The 17,961-nt window shown below is 72.0% G+C and carries 17 protein-coding genes and 1 pseudogene; 8 read left to right on the top strand and 10 right to left on the bottom strand.

All coding sequences use genetic code 11. The features are described from left to right. Positions 1-376: 376 nt before the first annotated feature. From NLX94_RS35820 to fahA, 5 genes and pseudogenes are all read right to left on the bottom strand, one after another. Positions 377-1,198 (bottom strand): annotated as a pseudogene (locus NLX94_RS35820) (ABC transporter permease); the annotation flags it as partial. Beyond that, the gene (locus tag NLX94_RS35815; RefSeq protein ID WP_254387445.1) at positions 1,195-2,553 is read right to left on the bottom strand and encodes an ABC transporter substrate-binding protein; all 1,359 of its coding nucleotides are present in this window, start codon (positions 2,551-2,553) and stop codon (positions 1,195-1,197) included. The gene NLX94_RS35815 and the pseudogene NLX94_RS35820, both read right to left, overlap by 4 nt. Positions 2,554-2,567: 14 nt before the next feature. Then, positions 2,568-2,795 carry a ferredoxin family protein gene (locus NLX94_RS35810; protein WP_030710222.1) on the bottom strand — a complete coding sequence of 76 codons (228 nt, stop codon included), beginning with the start codon at positions 2,793-2,795 and terminating at the stop codon, positions 2,568-2,570. Positions 2,796-2,831: 36 nt separating this feature from the next. Beyond that, a complete protein-coding gene (locus NLX94_RS35805; protein WP_254387444.1) occupies positions 2,832-3,605 on the bottom strand; it encodes a GntR family transcriptional regulator in 774 nt (257 codons plus the stop codon). A gap of 150 nt (positions 3,606-3,755) precedes the next feature. Beyond that, entirely contained in the window at positions 3,756-4,979 is a 1,224-nt protein-coding gene (gene fahA / locus NLX94_RS35800; protein WP_254387443.1) for a fumarylacetoacetase, read from the bottom strand. Positions 4,980-5,120: 141 nt separating this feature from the next. On the opposite strand from fahA, the gene NLX94_RS35795 reads away from it, so the two are divergent. The 3 genes from NLX94_RS35795 (at position 5,121) to NLX94_RS35785 (ending at position 7,520) form a co-directional block, all read left to right on the top strand. Further along, positions 5,121-5,927 (top strand): HAD family hydrolase, encoded by an 807-nt coding sequence (locus tag NLX94_RS35795; RefSeq protein ID WP_254387442.1) that lies wholly within the window; start codon positions 5,121-5,123, stop codon positions 5,925-5,927. A gap of 116 nt (positions 5,928-6,043) precedes the next feature. Then, on the top strand, positions 6,044-6,502 hold the full coding sequence (locus tag NLX94_RS35790; protein WP_254387441.1) for a hypothetical protein: 459 nt from the start codon (positions 6,044-6,046) through the stop codon (positions 6,500-6,502). 13 nt (positions 6,503-6,515) lie between these two features. Beyond that, on the top strand, positions 6,516-7,520 hold the full coding sequence (locus tag NLX94_RS35785) for an endonuclease/exonuclease/phosphatase family protein (protein ID WP_254387440.1): 1,005 nt from the start codon (positions 6,516-6,518) through the stop codon (positions 7,518-7,520). A gap of 22 nt (positions 7,521-7,542) precedes the next feature. On the opposite strand, the gene NLX94_RS35780 is transcribed toward NLX94_RS35785, so the two are convergent. Beyond that, positions 7,543-9,549 carry a CocE/NonD family hydrolase gene (locus tag NLX94_RS35780; RefSeq protein ID WP_254387450.1) on the bottom strand — a complete coding sequence of 669 codons (2,007 nt, stop codon included), beginning with the start codon at positions 9,547-9,549 and terminating at the stop codon, positions 7,543-7,545. Positions 9,550-9,577: 28 nt separating this feature from the next. Beyond that, positions 9,578-11,095 carry a peptide MFS transporter gene (locus NLX94_RS35775; protein WP_254387439.1) on the bottom strand — a complete coding sequence of 506 codons (1,518 nt, stop codon included), beginning with the start codon at positions 11,093-11,095 and terminating at the stop codon, positions 9,578-9,580. A 201-nt stretch (positions 11,096-11,296) separates the two neighbouring features. On the opposite strand from NLX94_RS35775, the gene NLX94_RS35770 reads away from it, so the two are divergent. The 4 genes from NLX94_RS35770 (at position 11,297) to NLX94_RS35755 (ending at position 14,513) form a co-directional block, all read left to right on the top strand. Further along, entirely contained in the window at positions 11,297-12,307 is a 1,011-nt protein-coding gene (locus NLX94_RS35770) for a polyprenyl synthetase family protein (RefSeq protein ID WP_254387438.1), read from the top strand. 235 nt (positions 12,308-12,542) lie between these two features. Continuing rightward, positions 12,543-13,772 (top strand): DUF2092 domain-containing protein, encoded by a 1,230-nt coding sequence (locus NLX94_RS35765; RefSeq protein ID WP_254387437.1) that lies wholly within the window; start codon positions 12,543-12,545, stop codon positions 13,770-13,772. 124 nt (positions 13,773-13,896) lie between these two features. Further along, entirely contained in the window at positions 13,897-14,100 is a 204-nt protein-coding gene (locus tag NLX94_RS35760) for a ribbon-helix-helix domain-containing protein (RefSeq protein ID WP_239516343.1), read from the top strand. Next, positions 14,097-14,513 carry a hypothetical protein gene (locus NLX94_RS35755; protein ID WP_254387436.1) on the top strand — a complete coding sequence of 139 codons (417 nt, stop codon included), beginning with the start codon at positions 14,097-14,099 and terminating at the stop codon, positions 14,511-14,513. The genes NLX94_RS35760 and NLX94_RS35755 overlap by 4 nt, the downstream gene beginning before the upstream one ends. On the opposite strand, the gene NLX94_RS35750 is transcribed toward NLX94_RS35755, so the two are convergent. Continuing rightward, positions 14,487-14,885 (bottom strand): hypothetical protein, encoded by a 399-nt coding sequence (locus tag NLX94_RS35750; protein WP_254387435.1) that lies wholly within the window; start codon positions 14,883-14,885, stop codon positions 14,487-14,489. The genes NLX94_RS35755 and NLX94_RS35750 overlap by 27 nt on opposite strands. 56 nt (positions 14,886-14,941) lie before the next feature. Next, positions 14,942-16,258 carry a M28 family metallopeptidase gene (locus NLX94_RS35745; protein ID WP_254387434.1) on the bottom strand — a complete coding sequence of 439 codons (1,317 nt, stop codon included), beginning with the start codon at positions 16,256-16,258 and terminating at the stop codon, positions 14,942-14,944. Between the two features lie 192 nt (positions 16,259-16,450). On the opposite strand from NLX94_RS35745, the gene NLX94_RS35740 reads away from it, so the two are divergent. Then, positions 16,451-16,849, top strand: a complete 399-nt coding sequence (locus NLX94_RS35740; RefSeq protein ID WP_254387433.1) for a DUF6193 family natural product biosynthesis protein — start codon at positions 16,451-16,453, stop codon at positions 16,847-16,849. 126 nt (positions 16,850-16,975) lie between these two features. Here the strand turns inward: NLX94_RS35740 and rarD are convergent, their stop codons facing one another. Continuing rightward, positions 16,976-17,944, bottom strand: a complete 969-nt coding sequence (gene rarD, locus NLX94_RS35735) for an EamA family transporter RarD (protein WP_254387432.1) — start codon at positions 17,942-17,944, stop codon at positions 16,976-16,978. Positions 17,945-17,961 lie beyond the last annotated feature (17 nt).

The following is a 17,961-nucleotide window of genomic DNA, read 5'->3' as shown; positions in this document are numbered from 1 at the left end:
GTTTGAGGACCGGGGTCCGGGCAGCGCCCGGGGAACGGTGGAAGGGCGGGTAGGGGAACTCCGCCCCGCGCAGCGGCTAGTCGGCCGGGGCCGGGCCCCGGGGGCGGGAGCCCACGGGATGGAGCCCCGCGCCGGGGGAGTCCGGGCTATGGGACTCAGGGCGGGGAGACTCCGCCCTGGCGGGCTCCGGGCTACGGGAATCCGTTCCGGGGGAGTCCGGGCTCAGGGAGGCAGAGGGGTGGGCGCCCGCGCCCGGGGAGTCCGGGCCCGGGGAGTCCGGGCCCGGGGAGTCCGGCCTGTGGGGCGCCCCGCCGTGAGGGGGCAGGCCGGGAGCCGCCGGGCCGGGAGCCGCCGGGCCGGGAGCCGCCGGGCCGAGTGTCGCCGGGCCGAGTGTCGCCGGACCCCGCGCCGCAGGACCCCGCGCCGCAGGGCCGCGGCTCGGGAGCCAGTGGGTGAGGTGGCGGCCCGTGAGTTCCACTGCCGTTGATGTCAGCCAGCCGAGTGCGCCGATCGTGGCCATGCCGACGAAGACCCCGGGGTAGTCCACGACGGTGTAGTCCTGCCAGGTGCGGTACCCGACCCCGTACTCCCCGGAGATCATCTCGGCGGAGATCACGCAGATCCAGGACACCCCGATGCCGACCGAGAGTCCGCCGAAGATGCCCGGGAGGGCTCCGGGGAGGACCACCGAGAAGAGGATGCGGGGGCGGGTGCCGCCCATGGTGAGGACGGCCTCCTCCCAGACCGGGGACAGCGCGGACACCGCGTGCCGGGTGGAGACGAGGACCGGGAAGAACGCCGCCGCGAAGGTGATGAAGACGATCCCCTGCTCGTTGGAGGGAAAGAGCAGGATCGCCACCGGGACCAGCGCGATCGCCGGGATCGGGCGCAGGACTTCGAGGACCGGCCCGAGCAGGTCCGCCGCGACCCGGGAGCGGGCGATCGCGGTGCCCGCCGCCACGCCCAGGACGGCCGCCAGCGCGAAGCCCGTCACGATGCGCCGCAGGCTGAAGCCGAGGTCCTGCCAGTAGGGGCCGGTCGTCGCCCGGTCCGCGAAGGTGGAGGCCACCTCGCCCACGGTCGGGAACTGCTCGAAGCGGAGCCACAGGCTGACGTCGAGCGAGGTCAGGAGCTGCCAGGCGGCCAGGGCCGCGGTGAGCGAGGCCACCCGCAGCAGCCGGCGGCGGGCGGCCGTCATGAGGCGAGGGCTTCGGCTTCGGCGAAGCTCAGGATGCGGGCTCCGGACCCCGCGTGCTGGTCCACGTACGCCTTCGCGCCCGACGGGGTGACGAAGGCCCGCAGCTCGGAGCCCTCGGCCACCCAGACGGCCTTGTCGGCGAACCAGAGCGTGCCCGTCACCGCGTCGGGGACGTAGGCGGCCCGGACTCCGGCCGGCCCCGCGGCCTTGAGCGCCTTCAGCAGGGCCGCCGGGGTGTCGAAGCCCTGGGTGCGGTTGCCCTCCTTCAGCCACAGCTCCGGGCGGGCCGGCGCGGCCGCCGGGTAGTCCTGGACGCCCGCCGCCGCGCGCCCCAGCGGCTCCGGGTCCACGAAGGCGTCCACGTCGACGGAGTCGACGAGCTTCGCCGCCTTGAGGACGGGGACGTCCTCCTTCAGGGCGGCCAGCAGTTCGGGGCGCAGGGCCGGGTCGAAGGTGGCGATGCCGTTGGCCCCGTTGTAGAGGTAGACGACCTCCGCGGGGAGGCCGGTCTCCTTGGCCACCGACTCGGCGGCGGCGACCGGCTCGCTGCGCAGGTGGTCGGTGGCCTTGCGCTGGGCGCGCAGGAAGTCGTCGAGCACGCCCGGGCGCTCGGTCGCGAACTTCTCGCGGACGGTGACTCCGTGGAAGGTGGGCAGGTTCAGCTCGGCCCCGTCGTAGAGGGCCTGGGCCCTTCCCTCGAAGGCCAGTTGGCCCGGCCAGGCGACGAACTGCGACAGGGCGTCGATGCTGCCCGCCTGGAGGGCCGAAGCGCCCACGCTGGGCTGCTGGTTGAGCTTCTCGATGCCCTTCTCGGGATCGATCCCGGCGCGCTGGAGGGCCCGTACGAGGGTTCCGTCGGCGGCGGAGCCGACCGAGGTGGAGACCTTCTTGCCCTTGAGGTCGGCGAGCGAGGCCAGCTTCGAACCGGGCGCGGTGACCACGGTGTTGAGGCCGCCGCGCAGGTTGTAGCCGGTGACGGAGACGAGCCGGGTGGGCTGCTTCAGCTCCCTGCCGCGGGCCGCGTTGATGAGGAGCGGGAAATCGCCCATCGAGCCGATGTCGATCTTCCCGGCGGTCATCTGGGCGGTGATCGGGGCGCCGGTGGCGTAGTCCTGCCAGTCGACCTTGTAGGTGACCCCGTCCTTCTTGCCGCGTGCGGCGAGCTCCTGCTCGAAGTATCCGAGGGAGCGCAGGAGCGTACCGGCGGTGACGGTGTTGATGGTCTTGGACTGGTAGCCGACGGTCACCGTGACCGTCTTGCTGCTGCTGCCGCCGCCCGTACCGGAGGACCCACCGCACGCGGTGGCCAGCGGGAGGATCAGCAGGAGGGCGGGCGCGAGGGTTCTCGTACGCATCGGGAGAGGGCCTTTCACCGGAGCAGGTAGGGCATGTTGACGGTCACCGCGCCGGTGGGACAGCGGGCGGCGCACGGGCCGCAGTACCAGCACTCGTCCACGTGCATGTAGGCCTTGCCGTTGTCCTCGCGGATCGCGAGCGAGTCGAGCGGACACATGTCGACGCAGAGCGTGCAGCCGTCGATGCACAGGGACTCGTCGATGGTCACGGGCACGTCGCCGCGCTGGGGGACCAGAGGCATGGCTGTCTCCAGGAAAGGGGGGAGTGCGGAGGGGAGTTACGCGGTCGTTCGGTGCAGCAGGCCGCTCATGGTGATCCGGTCGCCGCGGAAGCGGATGAACTCCAGGTCCACGGGCCGGCCGTCGCCGAGGTGGGTGAGGCGCTCCAGCATCAGGACGGCGGCCCCGCGCGGGGCTTCCAGGACGGCGGCGGAGTGCGCGTCGGCGTTGACGGCCTCGAGGGTGATCTCGGCGTGGCCCAGCGGCTGCCCGGTCAGGGACTCCAGCAGCCGGAAGAGGTCGGTGTTCTCCAGGTCGCAGCCGATGAGGTCCGCGCCGATGTCGAGGGGGACGTACGTGAGGTCGAGCGAGAGCGGCAGCCCGTTCAGGCGGCGCAGCCGCTCGATGTAGAGCACGTCGGCGTGCTCGGGCAGGCGCAGCCGGGCGGCGACGGGGGCCGGGGCGCGGACGGGACCGACGGTGCGGACCTCGTTGGTGACCCGGCCGTGTTCGTGGAGGGTTTCGGCCAGGCCCTGGAGCCGGTCGAGGCCGTGCCGGTACTTGGCGCAGACGATGACGGTGCCGACGCCCGGGCGGCGTTCGACGAGCTGTTCGCCGCGCAGCAGGTCGAGGGCCTGGCGCACGGTGTTGCGGCCGGCGCCGTAGTCGGCGGCGAGGGCGTCCTCCAGGGGGAGGACGCCGGTGGGGTAGCCGCCCGCCAGGATCTGGTGGCGCAGCAGGTCGGCGAGCTGTCGCGCCTGGTCCGCGCGCAGCCGCCGGCGGCGCGCGGCGGCGACCGGGACGGTGTGTTCGCGGGTGCGTTCGGCTGGCATGGCAGGGAACATACCGAGGGGGCCGGGCCGATGGTGTTGCCGCAGTGTTGCGCCACTCGGGGGTGTGCGCGTACGCCCCTGACCTGCGCAAACGGCGGGGCGGCGGAAAGATCCGCCACCCCGCCGTGGACGCGCGTCCCGCGATCCGGACTAGTGGGTGCCCACGATGCGGCCGGTGACCTCGCCGAGGCCGACGCGGGTGCCGTCGGCGCCCGGCGCCCACGCGGTGAGGGTGACGGTGTCCCCGTCCTCCAGGAAGGTGCGCTTGCCGTCGGTGAGCTCGACGGCGTCGCGGCCGTTCCAGGTGAGCTCCAGCAGGGAGCCGCGCTGGCCGGTCTCCGGGCCGCTGACCGTCCCCGAGCCGTACACGTCGCCGGTGCGCAGCGAGGCGCCGTTGACGGTCATGTGGGCGAGCTGCTGGGCGGCGGTCCAGTACATCGAGGCGAACGGCGGCTGCGCCACCTCCTGCCCGTTGATGGAGACGGTGATGCGCAGGTCGAAGCCCCCGGGGCGGTCGGCGCCGGAGTCGTCGAGGTAGGGCAGGAGCGGGAAGTCCCGGGCCGGCGGGGCGACCCGGGCCGCGTCCAGGGCCTCCAGCGGGGTGACCCAGGCGGAGACGGAGGTGGCGAAGGACTTGCCGAGGAAGGGGCCGAGCGGGACGTACTCCCAGGCCTGGATGTCGCGCGCGGACCAGTCGTTGAGCAGGAACAGCCCGAAGACGTGCTCCTCGAAGTCGCCGAGGGCCACGGGGCGGCCCTGCTCCGAGGGGGTGCCGACGACGAAGCCGACCTCGGCCTCGATGTCGAGCTTCACGGAGGGCCCGAAGACGGGCGCCGGGTCGGCGGGCGCCTTGCGCTGGCCGGAGGGCCGTACGACGTCCGTGCCCGACACCACGATCGTGCCGGCGCGGCCGTGGTAACCGATGGGCAGGTGCTTCCAGTTGGGGGTCAGCGCGTCCCCGTCCGGCCGGAAGATCTTCCCGACGTTGGTGGCGTGGTGCTCGCTCGCGTAGAAGTCGACGTAGTCGGCGACCTCGTACGGCAGGTGCAGGACGAGGTCCTCCAGCGGCAGCAGGTGCGCTTCGACGGAGGGCCGGTGGCCGGGGTCGGTGACCCAGGCGGTCAGCGCGCGCCGCACGTCCTTCCAGGCGGTGCGGCCCGCGGCGAGCAGCGGGTTGAGCGAGGGCTGCCCGAGCAGTCCGGCGTACGGGGACCCGAGCGCGGCCGCGGCCGCCCCGGCGTCGAGCACGTACCCGCCGATGCGGACGCCGATCCGGCGCCGCTCCTCCCCGGCGGTGGAGAACACGCCGTAGGGGAGGTTGTGCGGCCCGAACGGGTCGCCCTCGGGCACATCGAGGGGGCTCTGCTGGGGCATGGGGTGCTGCCTCGCTTTCGACGCGGCCCGGGGGTGTCCCGGGAGCTGCTTGACAGGTTAAGGGGCTGGTGGGGCGTGCGGGAGGCCGGATTCGGGCACTATTTGTAGGACTTGTCCGAGGAGGTCCGTATCCTTGAACGCGTGACTTCCGCCCTCCCCTATGCACTCGTGGCCACCGACCTGGACGGGACTCTGCTGCGTGCCGGAGACACCGTCTCGGCCCGCTCCTCCGCCGCACTGGCCGCCGCCCGCGCGGCCGGCGCCCGGCACATCATCGTGACAGGCCGCCCCGTCCCGCAGGTGCGCCACGTCCTGGACGGCCTCGGCTACGCGGGCCTCGCCGTGTGCGGGCAGGGAGCGCAGGTCTACGACGCCGCGGCCGGGCTGCTGCTGCACTCCGTGGCCCTGGACCGGGAACTGGCCGAGGTCGCCCTCGGGAAGATCGAGGCGGAGGTCGGGGAGGTCTACGCGGCGGTCAACCAGGAGGGCCTCGACGCGGAGATGCTGATAGGGCCCGGCTACCGGATGTGGCACCCGCACCTGCCGACGGTGGCGGTGTCCCGGCGCTCCGACCTGTGGACCTCCCCGATCAACAAGGTGCTCCTCCAGCACCCCCGCCTCTCGGACGACGAGCTGACGGAGATCGCCCGGGGCGTGGTCGGGGACCTGGTCAACGTCACCATGGCCGGCGAGCACACCGTCGAGCTCCAGCCGCCGGGCATCGACAAGGCGAGCGGCCTGGCGGTCGCGGCGGAACTCCTGGACGTCGCAGGGTCCTCGACGATCGCCTTCGGCGACATGCCGAACGACATCCCGATGTTCGCGTGGTCGGCCCACGGGGTCGCGATGGCGGGTGCCCATCGCGAGCTCCTGGCCGTCGCCGACGAGGTCACCCTCTCGAACGAGGCGGACGGCATCGCGGTGGTCCTGGAACGCCTCTTCGGCTAGCAGTTTCTCGTTCGAGTGAACCCTGGTCTCGGGTGCATAAGGGCTGGGTAGGCCCGCTGCGAGGTTCCGTGCACGATGCAACGGGATCGATCGTCCTGGCTGCCCCCGGAGGGCTCATGTCCGCTGTACGCCGTACCCGCACGCTCCTGACCACTGCCGCCGCAGCTCTTCTCCTCACCCTCGCGGGGGCCGGCCTCGCGGCCCCCGCGAGCGGTGCCACGCCCGCCGCCCCCGCCACCGCCGCCGCGAGTCCGGTGCGGGAGCACAAGGCCGCGCCCGCCTTCAACGCCGGCGGGGTCTGGTACCTCTACCAGACCAACGCCACGGTGCGGGTGGACCTGACGCAGGACGGCAGCGGGCGCCTCTTCGGCACCGTGTCCTCCGGGAACACCGTGGGGACCCTCCGGGACGGCTCCGTGGACGGGGAGAACATCTACTTCACCGTCGGCTGGTCGCACGGACCGGTCGGCCGGTACACCGGCGTCCGCGGCCCGGACCGGCGGCTCTCCGGCACCACCTTCGACCTCACCAACCCGTCCAGCCACGCGAACTGGTCCACCCAGCGCACCTTCTGACCTGGGGGCACCCGTGACACAGATCCGCATCGCCACCTTCAACCTCGAGAACTTCGACGAGACCCTGCCCACGGCGCACCCGACCCTGGGCGGGCGCATCGACCTGATGAAGCCCCAGATCCAGCGGCTGCGCGCCGACATCGCCTGCTTCCAGGAGGTCCACGGGCAGGAGCGCCCGGGGCAGCCCCGCGACCTGCTGGCCCTGAAGGAACTGCTCGCCGGCACCAACCTCGACGGCGCGCCCCTGGTCAGCACCAAGCCCCAGGAGGAGGCGGTCTTCAAGCTCCGCAACCTCGTCATCGCCACCCACCTGCCGGTCCTCAAACACCAGCAGCTGAAGAACGACCTGGTCAACGAGCCCCGCTACCAGCGGCTCACCGCCAGTCCGCCCGACGCGCAGCCGGTGGCCATCGGCATCGAGCGGCCGGTCCTGCACGCGCAGATCGACATCGGCCACGCGGAGCCGGGCGCCGTGCTGCACGTCATCACCGTGCACCTGAAGTCCAAGCACCCCAGCGACATCCCGGGCCGGGTGGTCAGCACCCCGAAGCGGGGGGACGTCTGGCTCACCGCCGACAGCTGGGCGGAGGGCAGCTTCCTGTCGTCGATGAAGCGCATGAGCCAGGCCCTGGAGGTCAGACGCCTCATCGACCAGATCCTCGACGAGGACGAGGACGCCCGGATCATCGTCGCCGGGGACTTCAACGCCGAACCCGAGGAGGTCCCGGTCCTGGCCATCTGCGGGAACATCGAGGACACCAACAACAGGGAGCTCGCCACCCGGGTCCTGGTCCCCCTCGCCAACACCGTCCCGCGCGAGGCCCGCTACACCCTCTTCCACCACGGCCGCGGCCAGATGATCGACCACATGCTCGTCACCCGGAACCTCCTCGCCCACTACCGCGGCTCGGAGATCCACAACGAGATCCTGCACGACGATTCCCTGGCCTTCGCCACCGACGACAAGTTCCCCGAGTCCGACCACGCCCCCGTCGTCGCCACCTTCGACTTCGGCTGACCGGGCGCCCCCTTCCGGGGCCTCAGACCGCCGCACGGGGGAGCCTGCGCTCCCACGTGCGGTGGAAGAGGACCTCGTCGCCCTCGCGGCACACCACCTCGTTCGAGGTGACGAAGCCGCCCTCGTCGCAGGTGATCTCCGAGCGGGTCACCACCGAGACGTCCCAGCCCAGCTCCGGGCGGTGCAGCCGTACGGTCCAGGTGGAGTGCGTGCGCGCCGACAGCGGGTCCGCCTCCTGGATCTCGTAGATCTCCAGCGCGTCCTCGCTGAACTCCAGCCCGTCCGGGTACACCCGGGTTCCGCCGTAGCGGGGATCGACCTCCAGGCGCCAGGTCCCGCGGGCGACGTCCCGTACGACCAGCCGTTCCGGCCTCGGCTCGTCCAGGGTCGCGGGGTAGGAGACGCCCAGCGGCTCCGACTGCTCCGGGGCCTCGAAGAGGATCGGCTCCCCGTCGGAGGAGGGGTCGCGGACCGGGAGCTCCACCGCGCTGCCCGCCGGGTCCAGGGTCCAGCCGTGCTCCGAGCCGGCCCGCGGCCAGATCCACGGCCAGTAGGCGGAGGACAGCGCGAGGCGGATGCGGTGGCCGGGCGGGAAGGCGTGGCCGATGCCGTTCAGCTCGAAGACCACGTCCTCGTACGAGCCCACCGGCCACGGCGCCGCCTTGTCCCGGCCCTGCCGGGCGGAGAGGTTGAGCGCGCCCCGGGTGACGAGCGTGGAGGAGCCGTCCGGGGCCACGTCGCAGAGCCGGGCGACGACCTGCCCGTAGGGGACGTCCATGCGCAGGCGCAGCCGGACCACCGGCCGCCCCAGGATCTCCACCGGCCCGGAGCCGTCCCCGACGGGGAACTCGAAGCAGGCCGACTTCGCGTCCTCCTCGCGCTGGTCCGGCGGCAGGTCGGCGTCGTTGCCGAAGGGGAAGAACCGGCCCGCGTCCAGCCCCGTGTGCTGCGGGGAGGCCACGACGACCGGCGCGCCCTGGAAGGCGTAGGTGACCGGGTCGACGTTCGGCGAGGGCCAGGACGGGTCGCCGACCCAGCGGCCCGGCAGGGTCGGGTAGGTGGTCGCGGGCGGGTGGGACTCGGAGATCCAGGAGCGGAGGAGGGGCTCGGCCATGACACCGGTGTCTTTGCCCTTGAGCCAGTGGTCCCACCAGCGCAGGGTCTCCTGGAGGAAGCCGATGGCGGGCCCCGGCGGCAGCCCCCGGTCGGGGTACTGGTGCGACCAGGGGCCGATCAGGCCGCGCACCCGGTCGGCGGGGAGGGCGGCGACCAGCCGCAGCACGGTGTCGCGGTACGGGTCGTGCCAGCCGCCGACCGCGAGCACCGCCGCCTTGATCGCCCCGTAGTCCTCGCACACCGACCCGTGGCGCCAGTACGCATCGCGGGTCTGGTGGGAGAGCCAGGTGTGGACGAGGGGCTCGACCGCGCCGAGGCGCGAGAGCCACTGGGTGCGCCAGCCCTCGCCCGCGTAGAGCGGGTCCGGCGGGCGGGAGGCGAAGGCGAGCATGGTCGCCGCCCACGCGTGCATGTCGACGGCGAGCAGCGAGCCGCCCATGTAGTGCACGTCGTTGTCGAAGCGGTCGTCCGTGGAGCAGACGGTGACGACCGCCTTCAGGGCCTCGGGGGCGAGGGCCGCGATCTGCAGGCTGTTGAAACCGCCCCAGGAGATCCCGAACATGCCCACGGACCCCGTGCACCAGGGCTGGGCCGCCAGCCACTCCACCACCGCGACCCCGTCGGCGAGCTCCTGCGCGTCGTACTCGTCGCCCGGGTCGCCGCCGCTGTTGCCGTGGCCGCGCACGTCGACCCGTACGGAGGCGTAGCCGTGGCCCGCGTACCAGGGGTGGCGCTGCCAGTCGCGCGGGGCGGTCCAGTCGGTGAGGCGGTACGGGAGGTACTCCAGCAGCGCCGGGACGGGCTCGTCGGTGACCGGCCGCCAGATGCGGGCGTAGAGCTCGGTGCCGTCCCGCATGGGGATCCGGACGTCCTCGTGCGTGGTCCCGTAGGGGAAATCGGTACGGATGATCATCGAAGCCTCGCCCATCTCCTCGGGACCGTCAGTGAACGGGGTGCATCGTGCGCTTGAGCCACGGCGCGAGCGCGATCACGGCCAGTCCCACCGCGACGGCGATGGCGCCGTTGACGCCGAAGTAGGCGGGGTTGGAGACCTGGCCGTAGAGCTTGACCACCTGCGCCTGGATGCCGTTGGCCAGGGCCAGGGAGAGGAACCACAGGGCCATCGTCTGGCTGGCGAACGCCTTCGGGGCGAGCTTCGTGGTGGCCGACATCCCGGAGGTCTCCAGCAGGATGTCGCCGAGTCCGAGCAGCAGGTAGGAGCCGATGATCCACCAGGCGGCCATCTTGTACGTGTCGCCGCTGTGCCCGGAGGTCGGGATGACCATCAGGAGGAAGGACAGGCCGCCCAGGATCACGCCGATGGCGATCTTGTTGGAGGCGTGCGGCTGCTTGTGGCCCATGCGGACCCACAGCGCGGCGACGACCGGGGCCAGGAGCACCTCGAACGCGCCGAGCGCGGAGGCGTACCAGCCGGCCGGGAAGGTGAAGCCGAGGATCTCGGTGCGGGCGTTGGTCGACGCGAGCAGCATCATCGTCGAGTACGCCTGGAAGAGGATGAAGTTGAAGGCCACCGAGGCCAGGAAGAGCACCACGTACGGGCGCAGGCGCCCCCGCTCCTCGCCCGTCACCCGGGGGCTGCGGAACATGACCGCGAAGTAGACGACCGGGGCGATCACCGAGACCAGGGTGAGCAGGTCGACGAACCGGTCCATCGTCAGCCAGCCGAGTACCGCCAGAAGGGTGGCGAGCGCGGCGAAGACCACGATCCCGCCGATGATCCTCGTCACGGCCGAGCGCATCGCGTCCGGCGCGAGCGCGAACTCGGCGGTGTGCTTGCGGCCCGCCAGGTGGCGGCGGCCGAGGACGTACTGGATCAGGCCCGCGGTCATGCCGACGGCGGCGGCCGAGAACCCCCAGTGCCAGCCCTGGTGCTCGCCGAGCCAGGCGGTGATCAGGGGGCCGGCGAAGGCGCCGATGTTGATGCCCATGTAGTAGAGGGCGAAGCCGGCGTCGCGCCGGTCGTCGTCCGTCTTGTACAGCTTGCCGACCATGCTGGCCACGTTCGGCTTCAGCAGGCCGGTGCCGGCGCTGATCAGGCCGAGGCCCACCCAGGTCATGGCGGCGGTCGGCACGGCCATGGCGTAGTGGCCGCAGGCGATCAGGATGCCGCCCCAGAGCACGGCGCGGTACGAACCGAGGATCCGGTCGGCGAGCCACCCGCCGGCGACCGAGACGAGGTAGACCATGGTCCCGTAGGCCGCCGAGACGGAGGCCGCGGTGCCCGGGTTCATCCCCAGGCCGCCGTTGGCCACGGTGTCCGCGAAGTAGAGGACGAGGATGGCCTGCATGCCCAGGAACGAGAAGCGCTCCCAGACCTCCAGCCCGGAGAGCGTCGCCAGACCCCTGGGGTGCCCGAGGAAGGCGTGGTCGTCGCCGGGCGGCGGCTGGTCGGCCTCCGGGTCGGAAGGTTCGTCTATATCGGTAGCAGTTCTGGACAAAACGCATTCTCCGGTTGTTTCGGCTGCTCTAGAACATACCGGGGCGCATGGGGCGTCGCCCGGTCGCTCGGGGGAGCGTGGCCGGACAGGCGCCCTGGGTGATCGAAAACAGACCCGATACGCTGGCTTGAGTGATGGCAGCGACACATCGACAATCCGTGTGATCGTCAAGGTGATCGTCAGCAGACAGGAGTACCCCTCGTGACCGTCGTCGGGCCGTTCGGACTGAGCGTGCGGGACCAGGCTCTTGAGACCGATGTCCAGGCCGGACTGGCCGCCGTCGAGGCGGGTCTGCTGGAAGCCACCAAGAGCGAAGTCCCCTTCATCACCGAGGCCGCACAGCACCTGGTCCGCGCCGGCGGCAAGCGGTTCCGGCCGCTGCTCGTGATGCTCGCCTCCCGGTTCGGCGACCCCTACGCGCCCGGGATCGTCCCCTCCGCCGTGGTCGTGGAGCTCACCCACCTGGCGACGCTCTACCACGACGACGTCATGGACGAGGCGGACGTGCGCCGCGGCGTGGAGAGCTCCAACGCCCGCTGGGGCAACTCCGTGGCCGTCCTGACGGGTGACTTCCTGTTCGCCCGCGCCTCGCACATCCTGGCGGACCTCGGCCCCGAGGCCGTCCGGGTCCAGGCCGAGGCCTTCGAGCGGCTGGTGACGGGGCAGATCCTGGAGACGGCCGGCCCGCGCGACGGCCGCGACCCGGTCGAGCACTACCTCGACGTCATCGCCGGCAAGACCGGCTCGCTGATCGCGGTCTCCGGCCGCTTCGGCGCGATGATGTCCGGCGCCGACGAGTCGGTCGTCGACATCCTGACCCAGTACGGCGAGCGGCTCGGCACCGCCTTCCAGCTTGCCGACGACGTCCTCGACATCGCCTCCGACTCCCACGAGTCCGGCAAGACCCCCGGCACCGACCTGCGCGAGGGCATCCCGACGCTGCCGGTCCTGCGCCTGCGGGAGATGGCGGCCCAGGGCGGCGACCCCGCGGACCTGGAGCTCGTACGGCTCCTGGACGGCGATCTGACGGACGACGCCCGGCACGCCGAGGTGCTGGCGCGGCTGCGGGTCCACCCGGCCCTGGAGCAGGCCCGCAGGGACACCGTGCGGTACGCGGAGGAGGCGCGGGCCACGCTGGCCCCGCTGCCCGACTGCTTCGCGAAGTCGGCGCTGGTGGAGCTCTGCGACGCCGTGGTGCACCGCGCGGGCTGAGACACCGGACATGAAGGCGAGGGCCCGGTCGACCCCTACGGGTGGGGGAGGCCGGGCCCTCGTCATGTCATCCCTGGGTCGTACGCACAGTTGGCTCCGGGGGCTGACGCCCCGACCCCCCTTCCTTTGGTCAGATGGAGACACATCCCCACCAGATCGGGTGAGAGTGGCGGCGAGGGGTGGAACAGTGGACGGGTAGGTCGCCGCCGTACACACAGAGGTAGGGCAGACAGACATGGCAACGAACGCAAAGACCCGCAAGGCCGCTCGGTACGCCGTACCGGTCGCGGTGTTCGGTGTGGTCGCCGGCACGATCGCGATGGTTCCGGCCTTCGCGAACGCCGGCGGGCCGGACCTGCCGAAGGTGACGGCCCAGCAGCTCATCGAGAAGATCGCGGCCTCGGACGTCGAGCAGCTGTCCGGCAGCGCCAAGATCAGCACGGACCTGGGTCTGCCGAGCCTCCCGGCCGGCCTGCTGGGCGGCGGTGGCGGCGTGACCGGCGGCTCCGCGGACCCGCAGGAGAAGCTCAGCCAGCTGATCAGCGGCGGCACCCAGACCTTCCGGGTGGCCGCGGACGGCCCGGACCGCCAGAAGCTCACCTTCGTGGACGGCAAGGACGAGTACAGCCTCGTCCACAACGGCGACGACGTCTGGGGATACGACTCCAAGTCGAAGGAGGTCTTCCACGAGAAGGCGCCGGCCGACAAGGGCGACAAGGGCGCCGACCGCAAGGCCGACGGCCTCCCGGCCTCCCCGCAGGAGATCGCCCAGGAGGTCCTGAAGGCCGCCGGGCCGACCACCGACGTCAGCGTCGGCGACACCGCCCAGGTGGCCGGGCGCGACGCCTACCAGCTGGTCCTGAAGCCGAAGGCGACCGGTTCGACGGTCGCCTCGGTGAAGATCGCGGTGGACGCGAAGAACGGCGTGCCGCTGCGCGTGCAGGTGCTCTCCACCGACGGCGGCAAGCCGATCGTGGACGCCGGCTTCACCAAGGTGGACTTCTCCAAGCCCGCCGCCGACACCTTCGCCTTCACCCCGCCCAAGGACGCCAAGGTGACCGAGGGCGGCGCGGCCGGCGAGCACGGCAAGCCCGGCAAGGACGGCAAGGACGGCGGCCTGGACGCGCTGGAGTCCATCCCGGGGCTGGGCGGCCTGATCGGCGGCGCCGACGGCGCCAAGGGCGAGCCGAAGGTCCTCGGCGAGGGCTGGAGCTCGATCGCCCGCATCGAGACCGGTGCGACCAACACCCTCAAGGGCCTGGATGACGCGGCCAAGGACAAGAACGCGCCCAAGGGCGCCTCGCAGTTCCTCGACTCGCTCGGCGAGAAGGTCTCCGGGAAGTTCGGCGAGGGCCGCGTCCTGAAGACCCGCGTGGTCAACGCGCTGATCACGGACGACGGCAAGGTCTACGTCGGCGCGGTCACCAAGGCCGAACTGGTGAAGGCCGCCGACGCGAACAAGTAGGCGCCTGAGTGCACGCCAACAAGCAGGCGTGACGGATGCCGAAGGGTGGGCAGGGACTGTGTCCCTGCCCACCCTTCGGCCGTTCCGGTCCTGTGTACAGCGGCCCCGCTGTACCGTGAAAAGCATGTCGAGACACGTCACCATCCGCCTGGAAGAAGAGTTCCACGAACGCCTGAAGGCGCGAGCGGCGGCCCTGGGCACGACGGTCACCGCGCTGATCACCGAAGTCACGGAACGCGAGCTCGACGAGGACCGGAAGAACTTCCTGTCCGGGATCGAGGAGTTCGCCGACCACTGGGGCTACTTCCAGGAGCGGTTCGGGCATTGAAGATCACCATGGAGTGGGCCTGGACCGCCCTGGCCCACCACCTCCCGTCCGATCCCGCCGTCTGGGATCCCTCCGGGGTGGCCGCCGCCGTGGCCCGGCACCAGAACGACCTCGTCCTGGTCCCCGAACAGCCCGCCCCGGACACCGCGTGGCGGGCCGCGGCGTTTCTGCACACGCTCGCGGTCTGCCCGGCGCTGGAATCCCCGATGAACGAGTTCTACGCCGCCGCCGCCACCCGCTCGTACCTGCGGGTCGCCGGGGCCTGCCAGCTGCCGTCGCCGGAGGAACTCGGCGATCTGGTGGAGGCCGCGAAGCTGGGTAAGGCCGATGTCGCCGCGGTCGCGGAGGAGCTGCGGGCCCGGATCCAGGAGCCGCTGTCCGCCTCGCTACGGGGCCTCGCGCAGGACTCGTAGCACCATCGGGGCCTCGTCCGGGTGCAGCCGCAGCTCGGTGGCCCCGTCGGCGGAGCGGAACGCGACGCTGATCTCGTCGGCGGAGGCGGCCTCCAGGGGCGGGAAGCCGGCGCCCTCCCACTCCGTACGTCCCTTCGCGCGCCAGTGCACGGGCCCCCCGGGCCCGCCGGGCGGGAGCTTCAGGTGGCCCTCGCGCCAGTGCCCGTCGGTCAGTTCCCGGTCCCGCAGATCGCAGGGGACGAGGACGGCGAGGCCGCGGGAGTGGTCGGCGAGACGCCGAAGCCGCCGCCGTCCGCGTACGAGGAGTACGGGGTTGGTCGCGGCGGCGGCCAGGGCGAGCAGGACGAGCAGGGCGCAGAGGAGTCCGGACACCGTCCGATCAGATCACACCCGGGCTCAGAGGACTAGACCAATTGGTGGGGTCGGTCCTAGAAGGTGATCTTCCAGCTGTTGATGTAGCCGACGTCCTGGGCCGCGACGTCCTTGACCCGCAGGTTCCAGACGCCGTTGGCGACCTCGGAGGAGGCGTTGACCGTGACGGACTTGATGACGTTGTCCGCGCTGCCGCCGGTGCGGTTGTGCACGTTGTAGACCGTGCCGTCGGGGGCGACCAGGTCGACCACCAGGTCACCGCTGTAGGTGTGGACGATGTTCACGTCGACCTTGGTGGTGGCCGGCGCGTTGCCCGCGACGCCCGAGACCGTGATCGGGGAGTTGACCGCGGCGGCCGGGGAGTCCGGGATGTTCACGTCCGCCGTGTTCTCGAAGGACGGGCCCGGCGGGACCGGGACGGCGAACCCGAGGTTCCAGATCGCGTAGGCGACGGCGTCGGAGTTGCGGTCCAGGGCGGTGTCGTTGATGTTCGAGGTGTTGTCGCAGGAGGAGTGGTAGCAGCGGTCGAAGGCCTGACCGGAGGTGCCGCCCCACTTCTGCGCCTGGGCCGCCGACTTGGTGTTGCTGGCGCCGGTGAACAGGCCGCCGACGGGGATGCCGACGTTCTTGAAGGACGCGTGGTCGGAGCGGCCGTCGCCCTCGGTCTCGATCTCGGTCGGGACGCCGATGCCCGCGTAGTAGTTCTTGAAGGTCTGCTCGATCGTCGGGTCGTCGTCGTAGACGAAGTAGCCCGGGTTCGGCGAGCCGATCATGTCGAAGTTCAGGTACCCGGCGAACTTCGCCCGCTCGGCGGTCGGCAGGTTGTTGACGTAGTACTTCGAGCCGACCAGGCCCAGCTCCTCCGCGCCCCACCAGCCGAAGCGCAGGTGCTTGGTGGGCGTGAGGCCGGCCCGGGAGACGGCGAGCGCGGCTTCCAGGACGGCTGCGCTGCCGGAGCCGTTGTCGTTGATGCCCGCGCCGGAGGACACCGAGTCCAGGTGCGCGCCGGACATCAGGACCGAGTTGGGGTCGCCGCCCGGCCAGTCGGCGATCAGGTTGTAGCCGGTGGCGCCGCTGGAGGTGAAGGTCTGCAGGGTGGTCGTGAAACCGGCCGCGTCGAGCTTGGCCTTCACGTAGTCGATCGAGGCCTTGTAGCCGGTCCTGCCGTGGGCGCGGTTGCCGCCGTTGGCGGTGGCTATGGACTGCAGCTGCGTCAAGTGAGCCTTGACGTTGGCCAGCGGGATGTCGGGCGGCGTGGGCGCAGCGGCGACCGAGGTCGGCGAGGCCAGCGCGGCGGGGGCGGTGGCGGCGAACAGGCCGGCGACCGCGAGGGCGGTCACGGTGGCGAGGCGCCGGGAGACGGACAGGCTCATGTGGGGGCTCCGGGATTCCGTACTGGGGACGTGTGCGGAAACGTGCGGGGTGGAACAAGTGAGCAACGTGCGTCAGTGCGAGCCTGATGGTCAGTGAGAGCGTGACACTCCGTCAAGACCTGAATCCGGTCATACCCGTTCGGAAAGCGGACGCAACCGCTCGCGGGGCGGGTGCGGGCGCACACTGGGGGGATGAACGTGAACGAAGGGACCCGTGCGGCGGTCGTCGAGGAGCAGTGGCTCGACCGGCGGCGGGCATGGGCGGACACCCTGGAACGCCTCGGGCCCGGGGTCGCGCGGCTGGGCACCCTCGCGGTGCTGGAGGCGGCCCACGAGGACCCGGTCCTGCGGCAGCTTTACCCGTACACGAACCACGGCCACGTGCACTTCAGCAGTACGACCCGCTTCCCCTACGAGGTGGCGGTCCCGGTCGTGATCCCGCTGCCCGACGGGCGGTTCCGCGTCGTGCGGCGCGATCCCACCGCCGAGGTCGGCGAGGCCGCCTCCGCCAGGGAGGCCGTGGCCCTGGTGGCCGCGCACGTACCGCCCCGCCTGCGGCTCGCGGCCACGGGGCTGCCGATGGAGGCGTAGGCCCGGGGGCGGCGGCCAGGCAGGAGGACACGGCGGCGAAGGCCCCGGCGGACACGGCGGCGGACATGCCGACGGGCGCGTCCGGAGACGCGCCCGTCGGTGCCGCGGACGGTGCCCGCGGCGGTGCTACGCCGTCTCGCGCGCCGGGGTCGCCAGCGGCGCCTGCAGGGGCGCCGGCAGGCCCTCCAGGCCCTCCAGGCGCTGGGCGCGGGAGCGGCGGGCGGTGCGCAGGGCGTCCCAGGTGAGGATCGAGAGGGCGACCCAGACCAGGGAGAAGCCGGCCCAGCGCGCGGGCGGCATGGCCTCGTGGAAGTACAGGACGCCGAGGCCGAACTGGAAGACCGGGGCCATGTACTGGAGCAGCCCGAGGGTGGACAGCGGGACCCGGATCGCGGCCGCTCCGAAGCAGATCAGCGGGATCGCGGTCACCAGCCCGGCCGAGGCCAGCAGGACGGCGTGCGCCGGGCCCTGCGCGGTGAAGGTGGACTCGCCCCGCGAGCCGAGCCACAGCAGGTAGCCGAGGGCGGGCAGGAACATGATCACGGTCTCGGCGGCCAGCGACTCCAGGCCGCCCATGCCGAGCTGCTTCTTGATCAGCCCGTACAGGGCGAAGGAGAAGGCCAGGACCAGCGAGATCCACGGCGGCCGCCCGTACCCGACGGCGAGGACCAGGACGGCGGCGACGGCGATCCCGACCGCCGCCCACTGGGTGCGGCGCAGCCGCTCGCCGAGGACCAGGACGCCGATCGCGATGGTGACCAGGGGGTTGATGAAGTAGCCGAGGCTCGCCTCGACGACCGCGCCGTTGTTGACGGCCCAGATGTACACGCCCCAGTTCACGGTGACCAGGGCGGCGGCCACCCCCGTGAGGGCGAGCTTGCGGGGGTGGCGCAGCAGCTCGGAGACCCATCCCCAGTGCCGCAGGGCCAGCAGCGCCACGCCGACCACGGCGAGGGACCACACCATGCGGTGGGCGAGGATCTCGACCGCTCCGGCGGGCTGGAGCAGCGGCCAGAAGAGGGGCACGATGCCCCACATCCCGTACGAGGCGAATCCGTAGAGCAAACCCGTGCGCTGGTCGTTCGGTGCCTTCACGGGACCTCCAGAGCTAC

Origin of the sequence: Streptomyces sp. TBY4 (assembly GCF_024213195.1) — a bacterium.
Lineage (GTDB): Bacteria > Actinomycetota > Actinomycetes > Streptomycetales > Streptomycetaceae > Streptomyces.
This window is presented reverse-complemented; position numbering and strand designations above follow the sequence as displayed.